The sequence below is a fragment of the Flavobacterium ammonificans genome, assembly GCF_020886115.1.
In the GTDB taxonomy this organism is placed as follows: Bacteria; Bacteroidota; Bacteroidia; order Flavobacteriales; family Flavobacteriaceae; genus Flavobacterium; species Flavobacterium ammonificans.
This window is the reverse complement of record NZ_AP025185.1, coordinates 213367-230564: the sequence shown is the minus strand read 5'-3', so window position 1 is coordinate 230564 and position 17198 is coordinate 213367. Positions and strand designations below refer to the sequence as shown.

The following is a 17198-nucleotide window of genomic DNA, read 5'->3' as shown; positions in this document are numbered from 1 at the left end:
ATTTATTCTGCGCAAAAACAGGGTTTTTGACCAAAGGTATAGGTTAAGGTTAAACCCGAAAACACATACCAATCATTGTTGTTTAAATTTCCGAAATTAGGCACTGAAATTGTTGTATTCTCACGAAAACTTCCATCAATTGCATCCGTAAACGCATAACGCGCGCCAATTTCAAAACCGACCACAAAATTAGAAGTTAAATTGGATTTTACACCTAAAATTATGGGCAATACTACACTTTTTTCATTTATATCCACATTAGGCTTCGATTTAGGTCTCAAAGTACCGTTATAAAAGCCCATGTTAATGCCTGTAAATACGTATGGAGTTAGCTTTCTTTCCAATGGATTATTGATGTCAAAATCGAAAAAGTTAAATTCAATTCCGCCACCTATTTCTTTAATTGTAGTATCAAATTCATAACCTCTTGCTTTTCTACTATTGTCATTAGAATTTGCATCTTTTGAAACTATATTGGACTGAGTGTAAGAAAATCTCCAAGAATGTCGCGGTGTTTTGTTCCATTTGTAAATGAACCCTATGGCAGGACTTTCAGGATGTATGTATGTGGTAGAGCCTACATCTCCAACAAAATTACTGCCGCCAACAAATAGTCCAACTTCATTAATTTGAGAATGACTATTAGAACTGTAAAGTAAAATTGTAAAAAGAAATAGAAATTTATTCATTATTTTAAATTGCAGGCAAATATAATTAAATCAGAAACAAGTCATTTAAAGATATGATTTGTTATTCGTCTTAGCTAAAGTTCTTATTTTAAACGCTAAAAATGAAGGATTCGTATTGACCTAATTTTAATTTCTTTTGTCTTCTCCCCAAAGTAGTTTGTTGCGTAAGGTTTTCAGAAATGTTTCTTCCTGAATTTCTACCATATTGATTTGGAATGGCGTTTTCTTAATTATTAAAATAGATTCATTTGCAATGGTAGTGACTCTAGAATCTAATGAAACTAAATAATTTTCTTCACGACCCGAAACGCGTAATTTAACTTCGGTATCATCTGGGATAACAAGTGGTCTGGCATTTAAATTGTGAGGTGCTATTGGCGCAATTACTAAACTTTTTACATTGGGAGTTAAAATAGGTCCGCCGCAACTCATAGAATATCCTGTAGACCCTGTAGGTGTGGAGATAATTAATCCGTCCGCCCAATAGGAGTTTAAAAATTCTCCATCTAAATAGGTTTCTATAGTGATCATCGAGGTAGTATCTTTTCTACTCACCGTGATTTCATTCATTGCAAAATTGATTTCTTTAATGGCATCGTTTTCAGGAGAACAATCCAAACTTAGTAGCGTTCGTTTTGAAATACTGTATTTTTTATCCATTACAAATTGCAAAAAAGAATCAATATTGTCTTTTTGAACCGAAGCTAAAAAGCCTAAACGACCAGCATTTATTCCTAAAATAGGAATGCCTGAATTCCGAACTAAAGTAGCGGCTCTTAAAATGGTTCCGTCGCCACCAATACTTATTAGCAAGTCAAAACTACTATCCAATTCCGTATGCGATGAAAATGTGTGGTAGGTCTCGTGAATTAGGTTTTTCTCGTAAAGCATTTCTAAAAAAGCTGCTTCAATAATCAATTCAGTATTGTTCTTTTTGAAAAAAACAAAAATGTCTTTAATAATAGGTTCGGTGCTATTAAGATAATATTGTCCGTATATTGCTATTTTCATTTTTTTGTAGTTCTAATGCAAAGTTAAATATTCAAATATTTATCTAAATAATCCGAGCGCTCTTTTAGCGTATTAATGTAATTATCATCATTATGCTCCGAAATAATTTCATAATTGTAGCGTCTAAAGGTTTGAATAATATCATTCATAACTCCTAAAGTTACCTTAATTGTAATTTCAATTGTATCATTATCGGACTTGGATACAAATAACCCTAATAATTTACCATTATTACTTTCAACTATTTGAGAGACTTGGCTCATTGAATAATCAACTAGTGCTTTTTTTACAATGATAATACCTCCTGCTTCTTTAATAAATGGGGTTTCATTTAAAAAACGCATACTATCGGTAAGTTCGTAATAACCTAAGTAATGGTTGTTTTCATCCAAAACAGGAACAATGTCTGTATGATTTTTTCCGAAAACTTCTAGAACATCCAGCCAATTCATCGAAGAACGAACAAAAAATGGCTCCAATGTATATTTGTAATTGCTTATTTTTTTATCAGTATCAAATGTTTCTATGTCTTCAGCAACGATGCTTCCTAAGTAAATTCCGTCTTCTAAAACAGGGAAATGAGAAAAAGATACATCCATAAAAAAATCTTGGGCAGCTAGAATAGTTTCTTCGCTGTCCATAGCCCTGAAGTCGTTATTGATGTAATCTGTAATTGTTGTCATAAAGTCAATACTCAATAGTTAACGCAAAATAATCAAAAAAAGGCAAAATCACCTACATTTAACTTTGTATTTTTGTATCCGAAAAATAGTTTTTCTAAAATCAATTCAATAATTATGACAAAGTTAAGTGTAAATATCAATAAAATAGCAACTTTACGAAATGCCCGAGGCGGAAATGTACCGGATCTATTAAAAGTTGCAACTGATATTCAAAAATTTGGCGCGCAAGGCATCACGATTCATCCTCGTCCAGACGAGCGTCACATCCGTTATCAAGATGCACGCGATTTGAAGTCTATCGTTTACACAGAATACAATATAGAGGGCAATCCGCAACATAATTTCATTGATTTGGTTTTAGAATGCCAACCAGAACAAGTGACTTTAGTTCCAGATGCCATCGGAGCAATTACGTCTTCGGCAGGTTGGGATACGGTAAAAAATCAAGCCTACCTGACCGAGATGATTCAAGAATTTCAACGCAACGGAATTCGAACTTCTATTTTTGTGGATCCTGTTCTCGAAATGATTGAAGGAGCAAAAAAAACAGGTACTGACCGAATCGAGTTGTACACAGAGGCCTTTGCACATCAATATGGTTTAGGCAACGAAAAAGGAATTGAGCCTTATGTAGCAGCTTCGGTTTTGGCTAATGAATTGGGATTAGGAATTAATGCTGGACACGATTTGAGTTTGGATAATATTCAATTTTTTAAACAAAACATTCCAGGTTTATTAGAAGTTTCCATTGGTCACGCATTGATTTCTGAAGCGTTGTATTTGGGTTTGGAAAATGTGGTTAATATGTATTTGAACAAACTGAAATAATCTTCGTTACCTAGATTTGTAACACAAATATGCGCTAAGATTTCACAGAGAAACTCAAAGTTTTAGTTTTAGAATCCTTAGTGCAACTTTGAGATTACTTTGTGAATCTTTGTGGAATAATTATTAAAATATCAAAAATGTTATATTCAAAAATAGAAGGTTCAGGCAAGCCACTTTTAATTCTTCACGGATTTTTAGGAATGTCTGACAATTGGAAAACGTTAGGAGTGCAATTTGCCTCTGAAGGATTTGAAGTCCATATTTTGGATTTGCGCAACCACGGACGTAGTTTTCAGTCCGAAGAATTCAGTTATGAGTTAATGGTGCAAGATATTGTGCAGTATTCTGAAGAACATCAGTTGGAGAAAATTAATGTAATTGGTCATTCAATGGGCGGAAAAACAGCGATGCTCCTAGCAACGCGTTACCCGGAATTGGTCGATAAATTAATTGTTGCCGATATTGGTCCTAAATATTATGCGCCACACCATCAGGATATTTTAGCGGGTTTGAACGCTGTTGATTTTTCTCAGAAACCAAGTCGTAATGAAGTAGAAGCTACACTTTCGAACTATATTCCTGATTTTGGGACTCGCCAATTTTTGCTTAAAAATTTATATTGGCAGGAGCCAGGTCAATTAGCGTTCCGATTTAATTTAGCTGTTTTCAATAAAAAAATCACCGAAATTGGAGTTTCTTTGCCCTCGGATTTAGTTTTTGAAAAGCCAACACTTTTTATTCGTGGAGGTAATTCGAATTATATTTTGGATGAAGATTTTGAAGCTATTAAAGTTCAATTTCCAAAGGCTAGTTTTGAAACTATTCCAAACGCAGGTCATTGGCTTCATGCCGAAAATCCTGTCTTGTTTTATCAATTGAGTTTGTCCTATTTAAATTAATATATAGTTATGAAGTTATTTATTAGAATATTGGTGACTGCCATTTTAGTGATGGTTTTGTCTTATTTTATGAAAGGTGTTCGCGTAGATGGTGTGTTAACTGCACTAACGGTTGCAATCGTTTTAGGATTATTAAATGCTTTTATTAAACCCGTTTTAGTGTTTTTTACACTACCCTTTACCATTTTTACGTTGGGTTTATTTTTAATTGTGATTAATGGAATATTGATCTTGGTGTGTACTAAGATTGTAGGCGGATTTCATGTAGACTCGTTCTGGACAGCTACCTTATTTAGCATCATCTTATCCCTTTCACAATCGATTATGTACAAAATTACAGGAGGTTCCAAATAATATGAAATACTAGGGTAGTTTTAGCCTAATGTATTGCTTAAATTAAAACTTGTTTGGGTTGTAAAATTTTTATAATTTTGCAACCCAATTTTATTATGTAAATTAAAGAACAAGATGGATATCAAAAGAGTAGCTATAGATGCTGTAAATGAAACGATTGTCATGACTGTGGTTCATATGGATTACAAAGGTCAAGTAGCAAAAAGAATCAATGAAAAAATGCCTTTGGCTACCGTAAAAGGATTTAGAAAAGGACAAGTGCCTAAAGATCTTGTAGAAAAACAATACGGAAAAGCCATTAAAAAAGAGGAAGTTAAAAAAGTAGTTGATTTGGCTTTAGAGCGTTTCATTCAATCAGAAAGATTGAACCTTTTAGGTACTCCATTAGCCAAAGAAAATGAAGAGTTGGATTGGGATGCTGAAGAATTGGTATTCGAATACGAAATTGGTTTAGTACCTAATTTCGAATTGGACTTAGAAGCAAAAAACAATATCATCAAGTATGTCGTTAAAGCTGATGACAAATTAATTGACGGTCAAGTAGCTCGTATCCAAAAACAATTTGGGAAAGCGATTCTTCAAGAAGTTGTTGCTGAAGGTTGTGATGTAACAGGAACTTTTTCGAATGAAGAAAAAGGAATCAACAATAAAACCGTTTTGGCTTTAGATGTTTTTAAAGATAAAAAGACAGCTAAAAAATTCATCGGGAAAAAAGTAGGTGATGTAGTTACTGTAAACACAAAAGGTTTATTTGAAGACGATCACCAATTAATGGACTACCTAAAAGTAGGACACGATGAGGTGCATTCTTTAGCAGTAGACGTTGACTTTACTATTGAGTCAATCAATTCAACTGAATTAGCTGAATTGAATCAAGAATTGTTTGATAAATTATTCGGAGAGGGAAGCGTAGCTACTTTGGACGAATTGAAAGCAAAAATCAAAGAAGATGCTGAAAACCAATTTGCGCAACAAGCAGATCAAAAATTATTAGGTGATGTAACGGAGTTTTTAATTGAAAATACCAAATTCGATTTGCCAGCTGAATTCTTGAAAAAGTGGTTGCAAACTGTTGGAGAGAAAAAATTAAATGCAGAAGAAGCGGAAGCAGAATATATTCGTTCTGAAAAAGGGTTGCGTTTTCAATTGATCGAAGGTAGAGCTTTGGCTCAAAGTAATATTCAAATTACTTTTGAAGATTTGAAATCATTCACTTCTAATGCCATTAGACAGCAAATGGCTCAATTTGGACAAACAAATCCAACTGACGAAGAAGTTCAAGGAATTGTAGCTAGAGTTTTATCGAACCAAGAAGAAGTAAAACGTTTATCTGATCAAGTTGTGGCAGCTAAATTATTGGAAGTATTCAAAGAAAAAGCAAACCCAACTACAAAAGAAGTAACTTACGAAGAATTTATTGCTGCATCATACGGAGAATAATTTCTAAAAAATTGAGTATATTTGAGCGTCAATTGAATTTTCTTTTGACGCTCTTTATTTTGTTTAAAGCTGAGGTTCAAGTTGAGCAACTTTAAACTTTTAAACTTTTTAAACTTAAAAAAATGAACTACGGTAAAGAATTTAGAAAATTTGCTACAAAGCACCAAGGAGTAAACGCCATGTATTACGATAAAATCGTAGGGGCAATGACGCCAAAAAATATGACTCCCTATATTATTGAAGAACGTCAATTGAATATTTCTCAATTGGATGTATTTTCAAGATTAATGATGGATAGAATCATCTTTTTAGGAACAGGAATTGATGATCAAATTGCTAATATTGTACAAGCACAATTGTTATTCTTAGAAAGTGCGGATGCTTCTAAAGACATTCAGATTTATTTGAATTCTCCAGGAGGTAGTGTATACGCTGGATTAGGAATTTATGACACTATGCAATACATCAAACCTGATGTAGCTACGATTTGTACAGGAATGGCTGCTTCTATGGGAGCTGTGTTGTTATGTGCAGGAGCACCAGGAAAACGTTCAGCATTACCACACTCTAGAGTAATGATTCACCAACCTTCAGGCGGCGCTCAAGGTGTTGCAACTGATATGGAAATCAACTTGCGCGAAATGTTGAAATTGAAAGACGAATTGTATAATATTATTTCACACCATTCTGGACAAACTTTTGATAAAGTGCATGCTGATAGCGAACGCGACTATTGGATGATTGCTCAAGAAGCAAAAGAGTACGGAATGATTGATGAAGTTTTAGTAAGATAGCCCCCTAACCCCCAAAGGGGGAACTAATAATTAACTTAAAAATATAGTTTCTTTCTCCCTCCCTTTTGGGGAGGGTTGGGAGGGGCTTTTAAAATAGATGGCAAAACAAGTATTAGAATGTTCTTTTTGTGGTAGAAAAAAGCCAGAAACCAATTTATTGATTGCAGGTATTGATGCACATATTTGTGATAAGTGTATTGAACAGGCGAACGGAATTGTTTTAGAAGAATTAAAATCGGGTGGAAGCTCAAAACTGGTTGGAGATTTAATTCTTAAAAAGCCAAAAGAAATCAGGGCTTTTCTAGATCAGTATGTTATTGGTCAAGACCAAACCAAAAAAGTAATGTCGGTTGCGGTTTACAATCACTACAAACGTTTGATGCAACAGCAATTAGACGATGAGGTAGAGATTGAAAAAAGCAATATCATTATGGTAGGTCAAACCGGAACAGGAAAAACATTGGTAGCTAAAACTATCGCTAAAATGTTGGACGTTCCTTTGGCAATTGTTGATGCCACAGTGCTTACGGAAGCAGGTTATGTGGGAGAAGATGTAGAAAGTATTTTAACGCGCTTGCTTCAAGCAGCGGATTATGATGTGGCTAAAGCCGAAAGAGGCATTGTATTTATTGACGAGATTGATAAAATTGCTCGTAAAAGCGATAATCCATCTATCACTCGTGATGTTTCAGGAGAAGGAGTACAACAAGCTTTATTGAAATTATTGGAAGGAACTGTTGTTAATGTGCCGCCAAAAGGAGGTCGTAAACATCCGGATCAAAAATTTGTTGAGGTGAATACCCAAAATATTCTGTTTATTGCAGGAGGTGCTTTTGATGGTGTAGAACGTATCATTTCGAAACGTTTGAACCGTCAAGCAGTGGGGTATAGTACTTCGAAAAATGTGGACAATATTGACAAAGACAATTTGTTGCAATACATCATTCCAAAAGATATCAAAGATTTTGGGTTGATTCCTGAGATTATTGGTCGTTTACCTGTATTAACGCATATGGATCCTTTGGATAAGGAAACTTTACGAGCTATTTTAACACAGCCTAAAAATGCTTTAATAAAGCAATATGCAAAACTGTTTTTGATGGATGAGGTGGAATTTACGATTACGGATGATGCATTAGACTTTATTGTTGAAAAGGCTTTGGAATACAAATTAGGCGCTCGTGGATTACGTTCGTTATGCGAGGCCATTTTAACCGATGCTATGTATGAATTACCAAGCTCTGAGGATAAAAAATTAGCGATTGATGTTGATTATGCTAAAGAAACCTTGAATAAAAATTTATTGAAGCGTTTGGAAATAGCTTCTTAATTTTTGGTTACAATAAAAATAAAACCTGCTACTGTATTGAAGCAGGTTTTTTTATGTCGAATTGTGACCCTTTTCTAGCTTATAAAAAAACAACATTATTCTTTTTTATCAGCGATAGAATGTCGATTTTTGCCTTTCTAACTAACAACACTACAAATGACCATAGAAGACAAAGAGATTATTTTGCTGAAAGTTTCGGGTCAAGATAAACCTGGAGTAACAGCGGGTTTAACTTCTATACTAGCTAATTATGATGCCGTTATTTTGGATATTGGTCAGGCGGACATTCACGATACGCTGTCTTTAGGAATTTTATTCCAAATAAAATCGGGGTCTTCTTCAGGACCTGTACTGAAAGATTTGTTGTTTAAAGGCTATGAATTAGGAATCAAAGTTAAGTTTATACCAATTTCTATTCCTGATTACGAAAATTGGGTAAAAGCGCAAATCAAGCAACGTTATAGTATCAATATTTTAGGAGAAGAGTTAACAGCTGCTCAATTGGCAGCGGTTACAAAAATCATGTCCAATCAACATTTGAACATTGATTCGATTATTCGATTAACTGGAAGAACTTCAGTAGTGGACAAAGAAGAATATCCGCGTTCCTGTGTCCAATTATCGGTAACAGGTATCATTGAGGATAAAACAGCAATGACAGCAAGTTTTATGGAAATTTCCCGAACTTTAAATGTCGATATTTCGTTCCAAGAAGACAATATGTACCGCAGAAACCGCCGTTTGGTTTGTTTTGATATGGATTCGACTCTAATTCAAACCGAAGTAATTGATGAGTTGGCTGATCTAGCAGGAGTAGGAGAGCAAGTACGTGCAATTACCGAATCAGCAATGAATGGCGAAATTGACTTTAAAGAAAGCTTCAAAAAGCGCATGGCTTTGTTAGAAGGTTTGAGTGAAGAAGTATTACATAATGTAGCTATCAATCTACCTATAACCAAAGGGGCACATCGATTGATGCGAGCCTTAAAATACTACGGTTATAAAACCGCTATTTTATCAGGAGGGTTTACTTATTTTGGAGAGTATTTGCAAAAAGAGTTAGGAATTGATTATGTTCATGCGAATCAATTGGAAATCAAAGATGGAAAATTAACGGGTAAATACTTGGGTGAAATTGTTGACGGTCAAAAGAAAGCCGAATACTTACAAGCCATTGCTGAAAAAGAAGGAATTCACATTAACCAAACGATTGCAGTGGGTGATGGTGCCAATGATTTGCCAATGCTAAATTTAGCAGGTTTAGGGATTGCTTTCCACGCCAAGCCTACGGTAAAAGAAAATGCAGCGAGTTCAATTTCTAGTTTAGGATTGGATGGGGTTTTATACCTTTTAGGCTATCACGATAGGCATATCGATATGATGGAGGAATAAAAATTCTATTGATTAAAATTATAAAAGCCCAACACTAGTTGGGCTTTTTTATTTATACTTTACTGTAATTCTTTCAACTGCTCCAAATACTCTCGTTGATTGGATAATCTAGGAATTTTGTGTTGGCCACCTAGCTTATCTCGCTCTTTAAGCCAATCATAAAATAGATGTGGTCGAGCTAAATTAATAATCAAAGGATTTAAAGTCATATTATTGTACCTTTTGGCTTCATAATCGGAGTTGAGACTTTGTAAGGTATCGTCCAAAACGGTTTGAAATTGATTTATGTCTTTCGGATTCTGTTTGAACTCAATCATCCATTCGTGAGCGCCTTTTTCTTTACCCTCCATAAATATTGGAGCTACGGTATAATCTACCACTTCTGTTTGGGTAAGTTGACAAGCTTTGGCGATAGCCTGATCAGTGTTTTCTACCATTAGTTCTTCGCCAAAAACGTTGATATGATGCTTGGTTCTGCCCGAAACACGTATTCGATACGGATTTAAGGAAGTAAATCGAACAGTATCGCCAATTAAATAGCGCCATAATCCAGAATTAGTAGTAATTACGATAGCATAGTTTTTAAATAATTCTACATCAGCCAAACGGATTATTTTTTGATTGGGAGTTCCAAAAGTATCCATTGGAATGAACTCATAGAAAATCCCGTAATCAAGCATTAATAGTAAATCACTTGAATCATTCAAATCTTGTATAGCAAAGAAACCTTCTGAGGCATTGTAGATTTCGTAGTACTTAAAATCAGATTTTGGCAGTAGTTTTTGATATTGTTCGCGGTAAGGTTCAAAACTTACTCCTCCGTGAAAATAAACTTCTAAGTTTGGCCACACTTCCAATAAATTGCCTTTTCCAGTTTCTTCGAGCATTCGGTTCATTAAAACCAACATCCAAGAAGGAACTCCTGCAAAGCTGGTAACATTTTCATTTTTGGTTTCGTTGATAATAGCAGTAAGTTTGGTTTCCCATTCGCTCATCAACGAAATTTTATTACTTGGCGTACTGCTAAATTCGGCCCAAATAGGCATATTTTCAATCAGAATAGCTGATAAGTCACCAAACAGCGTTTCTTTATCTTCGTATATCTGAGAGCTTCCGCCTAAGCGAAGGCTTTTTCCCAAAAACAGTTCAGAATCTTCATTGTTATTCAAATACAAACACAATAAATCTTTACTTCCTTTGTAATGACAATCTTCTAAAGCATCATTACTAACAGGAATAAATTTACTTTTAGCATTGGTAGTACCACTTGATTTGGCAAACCATTTAATTGAGGCATCCCAAAAAACATTTTGTTCACCTTGGCGTGTGCGTTCAATTAAAGGTTGTAAATCTTCATAACTAGAAACAGGAACTCGTTCTGAAAATGTGGTATAGGATGTTATGGAACTAAAATCGTATTGGGCTCCAATTACTGTATTTTCTGCTCGCCGAATCAAATTCATCAGTAATTCCTCTTGCACCTCATTAGGGTACTTCAAGAAAAGCTCGATTTGGTGAATCCGTTGCTTTAGAACCCAAGAGGCAATGGAATTGATTATTGGAATGGGCATAGCGATTTATAATTTTATAATGCTGATTCTAGATTTGGTTATAGATGGACAAATACTAACTTTGCATCAATATCAAAAATAGTGTTTTTTTTCATAAAAAATAGATTCTTATCAAAATCCGATTGAGATGAGTTGTAATAAAAAAAGTTATATTTCAAATCTGAATTCATAAATCGTTAATCTGAAATTTCAAATCATATGACATACGAAGGGGTTTTAACTAAAATGCAAACTGAATTTGGAGAGCCAATTCAATATTATCTTGTTTTTGAAGATAGCTTTTTGAATGTCAATCAATTATTGGGTAAACCAATGCAGATTAATTTTGTGGGTTTTCAATGTTTGAATTGTGGTAAGAAGAAAAAAATATTCCGACAAGGATTTTGTTATGATTGTTTTTATTCCAGTCCTGCTGTGGGAGATTGGATCATGAAGCCCGAATTGAGTACTGCACATCTTGGAATTGCTGATCGTGATTTAGCGTATGAAGAAAAAGTTCAATTGCAACCGCATATTGTGTATTTGGCTTTGTCAAGCGAAGTGAAAGTTGGCGTTACCCGAAAGACACAAATGCCTACACGATGGATTGACCAAGGAGCCAATCAAGCCATCTCGATTGTTGAGGTACCCAATCGTTATTTAGCAGGAATAACAGAAGTCGCTTTGAAAAATCATTATGCTGATAAAACGAATTGGCGAAAAATGCTTACTAATGCCATAGAACCTGTTGATTTAATTGCAGAACGGCTGAAAGTTGAACAATTAATTCCAACCGAAGTTCAGGAGTATTTTTACAATCAGAAAAATGATTTGTATGAAATGCACTATCCTGTTATAGAATATCCTAGTAAAGTAACAAGTTTAAGTTTGGATAAAACGCCTAATTTTCAAGGAAAATTAATTGGAATCAAAGGGCAATATTTACTTTTTGAAGGCGGAATAGTCTTTAATATTCGCAGTTCAGAAGGCTATATTGTAAAAATTGAGATTTAAAAAAACAGCTTCTAAAATTTAAAAGATTAGAAGCTGTTTTTTATTTATTGAATATTAATTTCAAATGGCATTCGGGCCTGAATTCCTTTGTAGTTTTGAGCTCGTTTTATTTGCTCTATCATTCGGTAATTTTCTTCGCCAATTTCCTCTTTTATAAAACGTTCTCTGGTTCTTGCAAAAGGGAAGTTTTCTAAAAACTCATCAAAATCCTTTTCAAATTCGGGATAATTTTTGGTACTGTAATTTTTGGTTTTAGACAAGCGCGCTGCTTCTGCTATAGCGTCATCTAAACCACCAATTTTGTCAACTAAGCCTAATTTCAAAGCCTCAGATCCCGTCCATACTCTTCCTTGTGCAATGGCATCGACTTGTGCAAAAGTCATTTTTCTTCCTTTGGCTACGTGCGATACGAATGTGGAGTACACTTTCTCTACTCCTTCTAATGTTACGGCTTTGAATTTTTCATCGATTGGTGAAAAAGGATTATAGTTTCCAGCATTTTGATGTGTATTCACTTGTTCGGAATAAATCCCCATTTTAGTGCTTAAACCGCTAAAGTTGGGTAAAATTCCAAAGACACCAATAGATCCTGTAATTGTATTATTTTCTGCAAAAATTTTGGAAGCGTTACACGCTATATAATATCCGCCCGAAGCAGCATAATTACCCATCGAAACTACTACAGGTTTTACTTTTTTAGCCAATTCAATTTCTCTCCAAATTAAATCAGACGTTAACGCACTTCCACCAGGGCTATCAATTCTGAGCACAATAGCTTTCACATCTTCATTATCACGAGCCTCAATTATTGAGCGTCGCATAGATCCTTCGCCAATGACATTAACATCGCCTTCGCCACTTTCAATATCACCTTGTGCATAGATAATGGCAATTTCATCCGATGTGTCAGTTGGAATGGATGTTGTGATGAAATTTTGTGTGTAATCTAATATGGAAACCGATTCATAATCTTCCTTTGAATCTACTTTTAATAATTTTTTAATAGCATTGTGGTACACATCTTCATAGGCAATTATATCTACTAATTTTTGCGCTTTTGCCATTTCGGGTGTCCGAGCTAAAAGACCGTTTGCTATTTCATTGAGTTTTTGTACAGATACATTTCTGCTTTTGGCAATGTCTACCACTACTGAATTCCAAATGGAATTCAATAAAGCCGTAATTTGTTCTCTATTGGCATCACTCATTTTATTTTCAAGGAAAGGCTCTACGGCACTTTTGTATTTTCCGTGACGAATCACCTCCATTTTAACGCCTGTTTTTTCTTGAAAATCTTTAAAGAATAAGACATCTGAAGACATACCTTTGAACTCCATTTCGCCTACTGGATTGAGATAAATAGTATTGGCTACAGAGTTTAAGTAATAATCTTGTTGGGAGTACGAATTGGCATAAGCCATCACAAACTTTCCTGATTTTTTGAAGTCTTCTAAAGCATCTCTAACTGCTTTGCTTTGAGCCATTCCAAGTGAAGAATAGTTGTTCAAAATAGAGATTCCTTTAATGTTTTCATCGTTTTTTGCAGCCTTAATGGCAGCAATAACATCGGTCAAGCCAATTTGTGTTTCATTAGAAAAGGCAGTCACCCAAGGATCTGAAAACTTTCCGGCATAATCGTATTGGATTTGTGATAAATTCAATTCAATTACTGAATTCTCTTTTACTTCGACACTTTGTTCATCGCCGCCAAAAACAGCACCAATAAATAGTATTCCGAAAAAGAATAATAAGGTGAAAACAAAAATTCCAACAATAGTAGCTAGTACATTTCCTAAAAATTTCATAACAATCTTTTTTTTATAAGTAGTATTTGGGATTAAAATGTTACATCACTTAATTTTTTTATTGAAATTTAGTTATGAACACCTCACACAAATATAATATTCTTTTAGTTAATTTGCAGCTGTTATGAAATCACAGCATCAAGTCGTTTTATCTATTGGATCAAATTATGGGAATCGTTTTGAAAACATCGAAAGTTGTTTGCAATTGATTCATCATCAAGTTGCTACTGTTGTTAAAGTTTCGAAAGTATACGAATCGCCTTCTTGGGGATTTGAAAGCGATCCTTTTTACAATATTGCAGTTGTTGTGCATACCTACGATTCGGCCGACATTATTTTGAATAAAGTCCTAGCAATTGAAAGTCAGATGGGGCGTGTTCGAAATGAAAATTCAGGATATCAATCACGTAGTATTGACATAGACATTATTGCGTTTGATAATGAAATTATTAAAACGGCTCAGTTGAAAGTCCCTCATCCATTAATGCAAGAACGAATTTTTGTGTTAAAACCGATGCTCGATTTGAATTTAGAATGGATTCATCCCATCTTAAATCAAACGGTAGCCGAGTTATTATTCGCTACAGATGATAAAAGTGATTGTATTGCCGTTAAAAGTATAGCAAGTCCGTTGCAGAGTATCGCCTTAGAACATTTTAATTATGTAGCTTTTGAAGGAAATATTGGCGCTGGGAAAACGACTTTGGCAACAAAAATTGCTGAAGATTTTAATGCAAAATCTGTCTTGGAACGTTTTGCAGACAATCCTTTTTTGCCTAAGTTTTACAAAGACCAAAATCGCTACGCCTTTCCGTTAGAAATGTCATTTTTAGCCGATAGGTACAAACAATTGTCAGATGACTTGTCCCAATTTGATTTATTTAAAGACTTTGTTGTTGCTGATTACCATATTTTTAAATCGTTGATTTTTGCTAAAATTACCTTGGCTGAAGATGAATACCGATTGTACAGTAATCTGTTTCATATCATTTATAAAGAAATGCCAAAGCCAGATTTGTATGTGTATTTGTATCAAAATTCAGAGCGTTTGTTGCAAAATATAAAAAAACGGGGTAGAAGTTACGAACAGGAAATCGAAGCGGACTACCTTGACAAAATTAATACAGGTTATTTGGATTACATTAAATCACAACCTGATTTGAATATTCTAATTATCGATGTTTCAGACCGAGATTTTGTTAAAAATCATGAAGATTATCTTTTCATATTAAGTGAAATTCAAAATAAGATTGAATCAAAATAGGACTATCTTTTTAATGTAAAATGACCTCTTTTTTCGGGTGAATTGGAATCACTTTTAAATACATACCAATAATCAGATGCGGGAAGTTGCTGCCCATTAAAAGTGCCATCCCATCCCAAACTATTGGGGTGTAACTCTTTCAGTAATTTACCATAGCGATCAAATATGCGAAGTTCGGCATTAGGATAAAATGACATTCCTTTTACTATCCAAAAATCATTATAGCTGTCGTTGTTAGGAGTAAAAAAGGGTGGTGCAAGTAGGATTACAAATTCTTTTGTGTCAATCCCACAGTTGTTAACTTCTCTAATTGATGCAGTTTGTAACCCTCCAGGTGTATTTAAGAATAATGGCGAAATTTGAAAATTGATGCCATCAATAGAATATTCAAAATAGGATTGTTGGTTTTTAGGAATGATTTCAACATTGGTTTCCTCTACTTTAACAGACATTATTTCTGGAATTTTATGCTCAATGACTATAATTTTTTTTGTGCTTGTACATAAGTACGAATTCGTGATGGCCACCTCGTAGTTCCCTGAAGAGCTTATGTTTATAGTTTTTGTCGTTTCAGAGGTTGACCATAGATAAGTCATTCCATTGATTGTCGCATTTAGTGTAAGATTGCTATTTTGACAAAGAATTAAATTTTCATCCGTTACTTCAGGCACAGGATTGATAATAGTGCTAATTGCAATTCGGTTAGGACTTATACAGCCATTATTATTCGCTTCAGCATAGAAAAAAGTATTGGTTGACAGTGATGGCGTTGTAAAAGTTGTACCTGATGAAATTGAAGTTCCGCCATTAGCCTCATAGAACCAGTTTACATTACCAATACTTGGCGTGGCTTCTAAAATAAGGGTGCCTGTTCCGCATCTAGGAACTATTGGTTTAATTGTGCTAATAGTTGGAGTAGTATTTATGGTAGCAGCAATTACCGTTCTAGTACTTGTACAACCTGAAACTTCGGCATAATAGTTTTTTGTACTTGATAAAATTGGGGTTGTAAAATTATTTCCAGAACCAATACTAGTTCCGCCTGATGCAACATCATACCAATAAATTGATCCAATTGAAGCGGTTGCGTTTAATGTAATTGAACCTGCATCACATCTTGATGCAGCTGTTGTAGTCAATATTTTCGCTATGGTTAAAGTAGTACTTGCGGATAATTGTAAATTGGGTTCTCCCGGCATGCCGCCATACTCCACAATATATCCTTTGGGTTGGTAATTACCACTTGTTGCACCAGTATTTGATAAATCATTCCACGAACCGGGAATACCTACTCCTGGAGCTGTTATGTGTGCATAATCTTCATCACCAGATTGATTGGGCTCATTAGAATTCCAAAAAGCAAAATTTGGAGAATTGCCATTGGCAGTCCCATTCCAAAAAATTGTTCCTGCTTCAGGTCCAGTTACCCATTTCCAAACTCCTTCAGTTTCTTCATCTGTTCCACCAATCCATCCTGTTCCAGGAGCTTGCTTGCCTGCTAATTGCGCTTCGTCGGCAGCAGTTAAAGTGGCTAAATAGCCTTGAAGCCCATAAAATGTTTTTAAAGCTGCAGCTGCTTTTGCGTTTGTCCAAGTAATCCCTAAATTAGGGACATATTCATAATAATGTCCATTTCGGGGAAGATAATTTGCTTGACCATTCCCCAAAGAAATAGAGAAATTTCGAGTTCCAGATGGAGAAGGATTGGAATTGTAATACATAACATCTCTAATCGCTTCTTCAAAATCTGAATAATTGACTTGAGTGCCTGTTGTGGGACTTGATAGTTTTAACTTTCCTTCTAAAGCATTCCAAAAAGCTTCAATAGATGGATGTGAAGCTTTATTTGTTAACAAAAGTTGGTCATCTCCAATAACATATCCTGAAGCAATCTGGATGTAAATAGCTTCAGTGGTTAAATCCGATGGATCATGTGTTATTGTAACTGTAGAAACTATTTTGGTTTCTGAAAGAGGACAATAAGTTAAATCTCCAGTTGCCGTAATTGAAGGGGCTGTAGTTGTTACTGTTTTTTTTGTAGGTGGATCTAAAGTGAGATGTGATGAATATCCCAATTGAATTCCAACTATTGTTATAATTAGCAAGAAGAGCGGTATGGTTTTTCTTTTCTTCATGCTATAAATA

Annotated in this window: 15 protein-coding genes; 9 read left to right on the top strand and 6 right to left on the bottom strand. The window is 34.7% G+C overall.

Annotated features, from left to right (window positions below):
• Positions 1–2: 2 nt before the first annotated feature.
• The 3 genes from porG to LPC20_RS01040 all read right to left on the bottom strand — a co-directional run bounded on the left by porG (position 3) and on the right by LPC20_RS01040 (position 2383).
• Positions 3–689 (bottom strand): type IX secretion system protein PorG, encoded by a 687-nt coding sequence (gene porG / locus LPC20_RS01050; RefSeq protein ID WP_229325637.1) that lies wholly within the window; start codon positions 687–689, stop codon positions 3–5.
• Between the two features lie 126 nt (positions 690–815).
• Positions 816–1700 (bottom strand): NAD kinase, encoded by an 885-nt coding sequence (locus LPC20_RS01045; RefSeq protein WP_229325636.1) that lies wholly within the window; start codon positions 1698–1700, stop codon positions 816–818.
• A gap of 23 nt (positions 1701–1723) precedes the next feature.
• On the bottom strand, positions 1724–2383 hold the full coding sequence (locus LPC20_RS01040) for a CBS domain-containing protein (RefSeq protein ID WP_229325634.1): 660 nt from the start codon (positions 2381–2383) through the stop codon (positions 1724–1726).
• Between the two features lie 114 nt (positions 2384–2497).
• Here LPC20_RS01040 and LPC20_RS01035 point away from each other — a divergent pair, with 114 nt between their 5' ends.
• From LPC20_RS01035 to serB, 7 genes are all read left to right on the top strand, one after another.
• Entirely contained in the window at positions 2498–3211 is a 714-nt protein-coding gene (locus LPC20_RS01035) for a pyridoxine 5'-phosphate synthase (RefSeq protein ID WP_229325632.1), read from the top strand.
• Between the two features lie 137 nt (positions 3212–3348).
• Positions 3349–4110, top strand: a complete 762-nt coding sequence (locus LPC20_RS01030; RefSeq protein ID WP_229325630.1) for an alpha/beta fold hydrolase — start codon at positions 3349–3351, stop codon at positions 4108–4110.
• Positions 4111–4119: 9 nt separating this feature from the next.
• Positions 4120–4464, top strand: a complete 345-nt coding sequence (locus tag LPC20_RS01025) for a phage holin family protein (RefSeq protein ID WP_229325628.1) — start codon at positions 4120–4122, stop codon at positions 4462–4464.
• A gap of 114 nt (positions 4465–4578) precedes the next feature.
• Positions 4579–5904 carry a trigger factor gene (locus LPC20_RS01020; RefSeq protein ID WP_229325626.1) on the top strand — a complete coding sequence of 442 codons (1326 nt, stop codon included), beginning with the start codon at positions 4579–4581 and terminating at the stop codon, positions 5902–5904.
• A gap of 122 nt (positions 5905–6026) precedes the next feature.
• Positions 6027–6698: an ATP-dependent Clp endopeptidase proteolytic subunit ClpP gene (clpP, locus tag LPC20_RS01015; protein ID WP_229325625.1), complete on the top strand. Its 672-nt coding sequence runs from the start codon at positions 6027–6029 to the stop codon at positions 6696–6698.
• Positions 6699–6795: 97 nt separating this feature from the next.
• Positions 6796–8028 carry an ATP-dependent Clp protease ATP-binding subunit ClpX gene (clpX, locus tag LPC20_RS01010; RefSeq protein WP_229325623.1) on the top strand — a complete coding sequence of 411 codons (1233 nt, stop codon included), beginning with the start codon at positions 6796–6798 and terminating at the stop codon, positions 8026–8028.
• Between the two features lie 156 nt (positions 8029–8184).
• Positions 8185–9420, top strand: a complete 1236-nt coding sequence (gene serB / locus LPC20_RS01005) for a phosphoserine phosphatase SerB (protein ID WP_229325621.1) — start codon at positions 8185–8187, stop codon at positions 9418–9420.
• A 59-nt stretch (positions 9421–9479) separates the two neighbouring features.
• Here the strand turns inward: serB and LPC20_RS01000 are convergent, their stop codons facing one another.
• A complete protein-coding gene (locus LPC20_RS01000; RefSeq protein ID WP_229325619.1) occupies positions 9480–10991 on the bottom strand; it encodes a GH3 auxin-responsive promoter family protein in 1512 nt (503 codons plus the stop codon).
• Positions 10992–11189: 198 nt separating this feature from the next.
• Between LPC20_RS01000 and LPC20_RS00995 the strand changes: the two genes are divergently transcribed.
• Entirely contained in the window at positions 11190–11984 is a 795-nt protein-coding gene (locus LPC20_RS00995; RefSeq protein WP_229325617.1) for a DUF2797 domain-containing protein, read from the top strand.
• 44 nt (positions 11985–12028) lie between these two features.
• On the opposite strand, the gene sppA is transcribed toward LPC20_RS00995, so the two are convergent.
• Positions 12029–13789 (bottom strand): signal peptide peptidase SppA, encoded by a 1761-nt coding sequence (gene sppA / locus LPC20_RS00990; protein WP_229325615.1) that lies wholly within the window; start codon positions 13787–13789, stop codon positions 12029–12031.
• Positions 13790–13913: 124 nt separating this feature from the next.
• Between sppA and folK the strand changes: the two genes are divergently transcribed.
• Positions 13914–15053 carry a 2-amino-4-hydroxy-6-hydroxymethyldihydropteridine diphosphokinase gene (gene folK / locus LPC20_RS00985; RefSeq protein ID WP_229325613.1) on the top strand — a complete coding sequence of 380 codons (1140 nt, stop codon included), beginning with the start codon at positions 13914–13916 and terminating at the stop codon, positions 15051–15053.
• Between the two features lie 2 nt (positions 15054–15055).
• On the opposite strand, the gene LPC20_RS00980 is transcribed toward folK, so the two are convergent.
• Positions 15056–17188, bottom strand: a complete 2133-nt coding sequence (locus LPC20_RS00980; protein WP_229325610.1) for a T9SS type B sorting domain-containing protein — start codon at positions 17186–17188, stop codon at positions 15056–15058.
• Positions 17189–17198 lie beyond the last annotated feature (10 nt).

Coding starts and splice junctions, on each gene's coding strand:
- porG (WP_229325637.1), bottom strand. CDS start 689: ATGAATAAATTTCTATTTCTTTTTACAATTTTACTTTACAGTTCTAAT.
- LPC20_RS01045 (WP_229325636.1), bottom strand. CDS start 1,700: ATGAAAATAGCAATATACGGACAATATTATCTTAATAGCACCGAACCT.
- LPC20_RS01040 (WP_229325634.1), bottom strand. CDS start 2,383: ATGACAACAATTACAGATTACATCAATAACGACTTCAGGGCTATGGAC.
- LPC20_RS01035 (WP_229325632.1), top strand. CDS start 2,498: ATGACAAAGTTAAGTGTAAATATCAATAAAATAGCAACTTTACGAAAT.
- LPC20_RS01030 (WP_229325630.1), top strand. CDS start 3,349: ATGTTATATTCAAAAATAGAAGGTTCAGGCAAGCCACTTTTAATTCTT.
- LPC20_RS01025 (WP_229325628.1), top strand. CDS start 4,120: ATGAAGTTATTTATTAGAATATTGGTGACTGCCATTTTAGTGATGGTT.
- LPC20_RS01020 (WP_229325626.1), top strand. CDS start 4,579: ATGGATATCAAAAGAGTAGCTATAGATGCTGTAAATGAAACGATTGTC.
- clpP (WP_229325625.1), top strand. CDS start 6,027: ATGAACTACGGTAAAGAATTTAGAAAATTTGCTACAAAGCACCAAGGA.
- clpX (WP_229325623.1), top strand. CDS start 6,796: ATGGCAAAACAAGTATTAGAATGTTCTTTTTGTGGTAGAAAAAAGCCA.
- serB (WP_229325621.1), top strand. CDS start 8,185: ATGACCATAGAAGACAAAGAGATTATTTTGCTGAAAGTTTCGGGTCAA.
- LPC20_RS01000 (WP_229325619.1), bottom strand. CDS start 10,991: ATGCCCATTCCAATAATCAATTCCATTGCCTCTTGGGTTCTAAAGCAA.
- LPC20_RS00995 (WP_229325617.1), top strand. CDS start 11,190: ATGACATACGAAGGGGTTTTAACTAAAATGCAAACTGAATTTGGAGAG.
- sppA (WP_229325615.1), bottom strand. CDS start 13,789: ATGAAATTTTTAGGAAATGTACTAGCTACTATTGTTGGAATTTTTGTT.
- folK (WP_229325613.1), top strand. CDS start 13,914: ATGAAATCACAGCATCAAGTCGTTTTATCTATTGGATCAAATTATGGG.
- LPC20_RS00980 (WP_229325610.1), bottom strand. CDS start 17,188: ATGAAGAAAAGAAAAACCATACCGCTCTTCTTGCTAATTATAACAATA.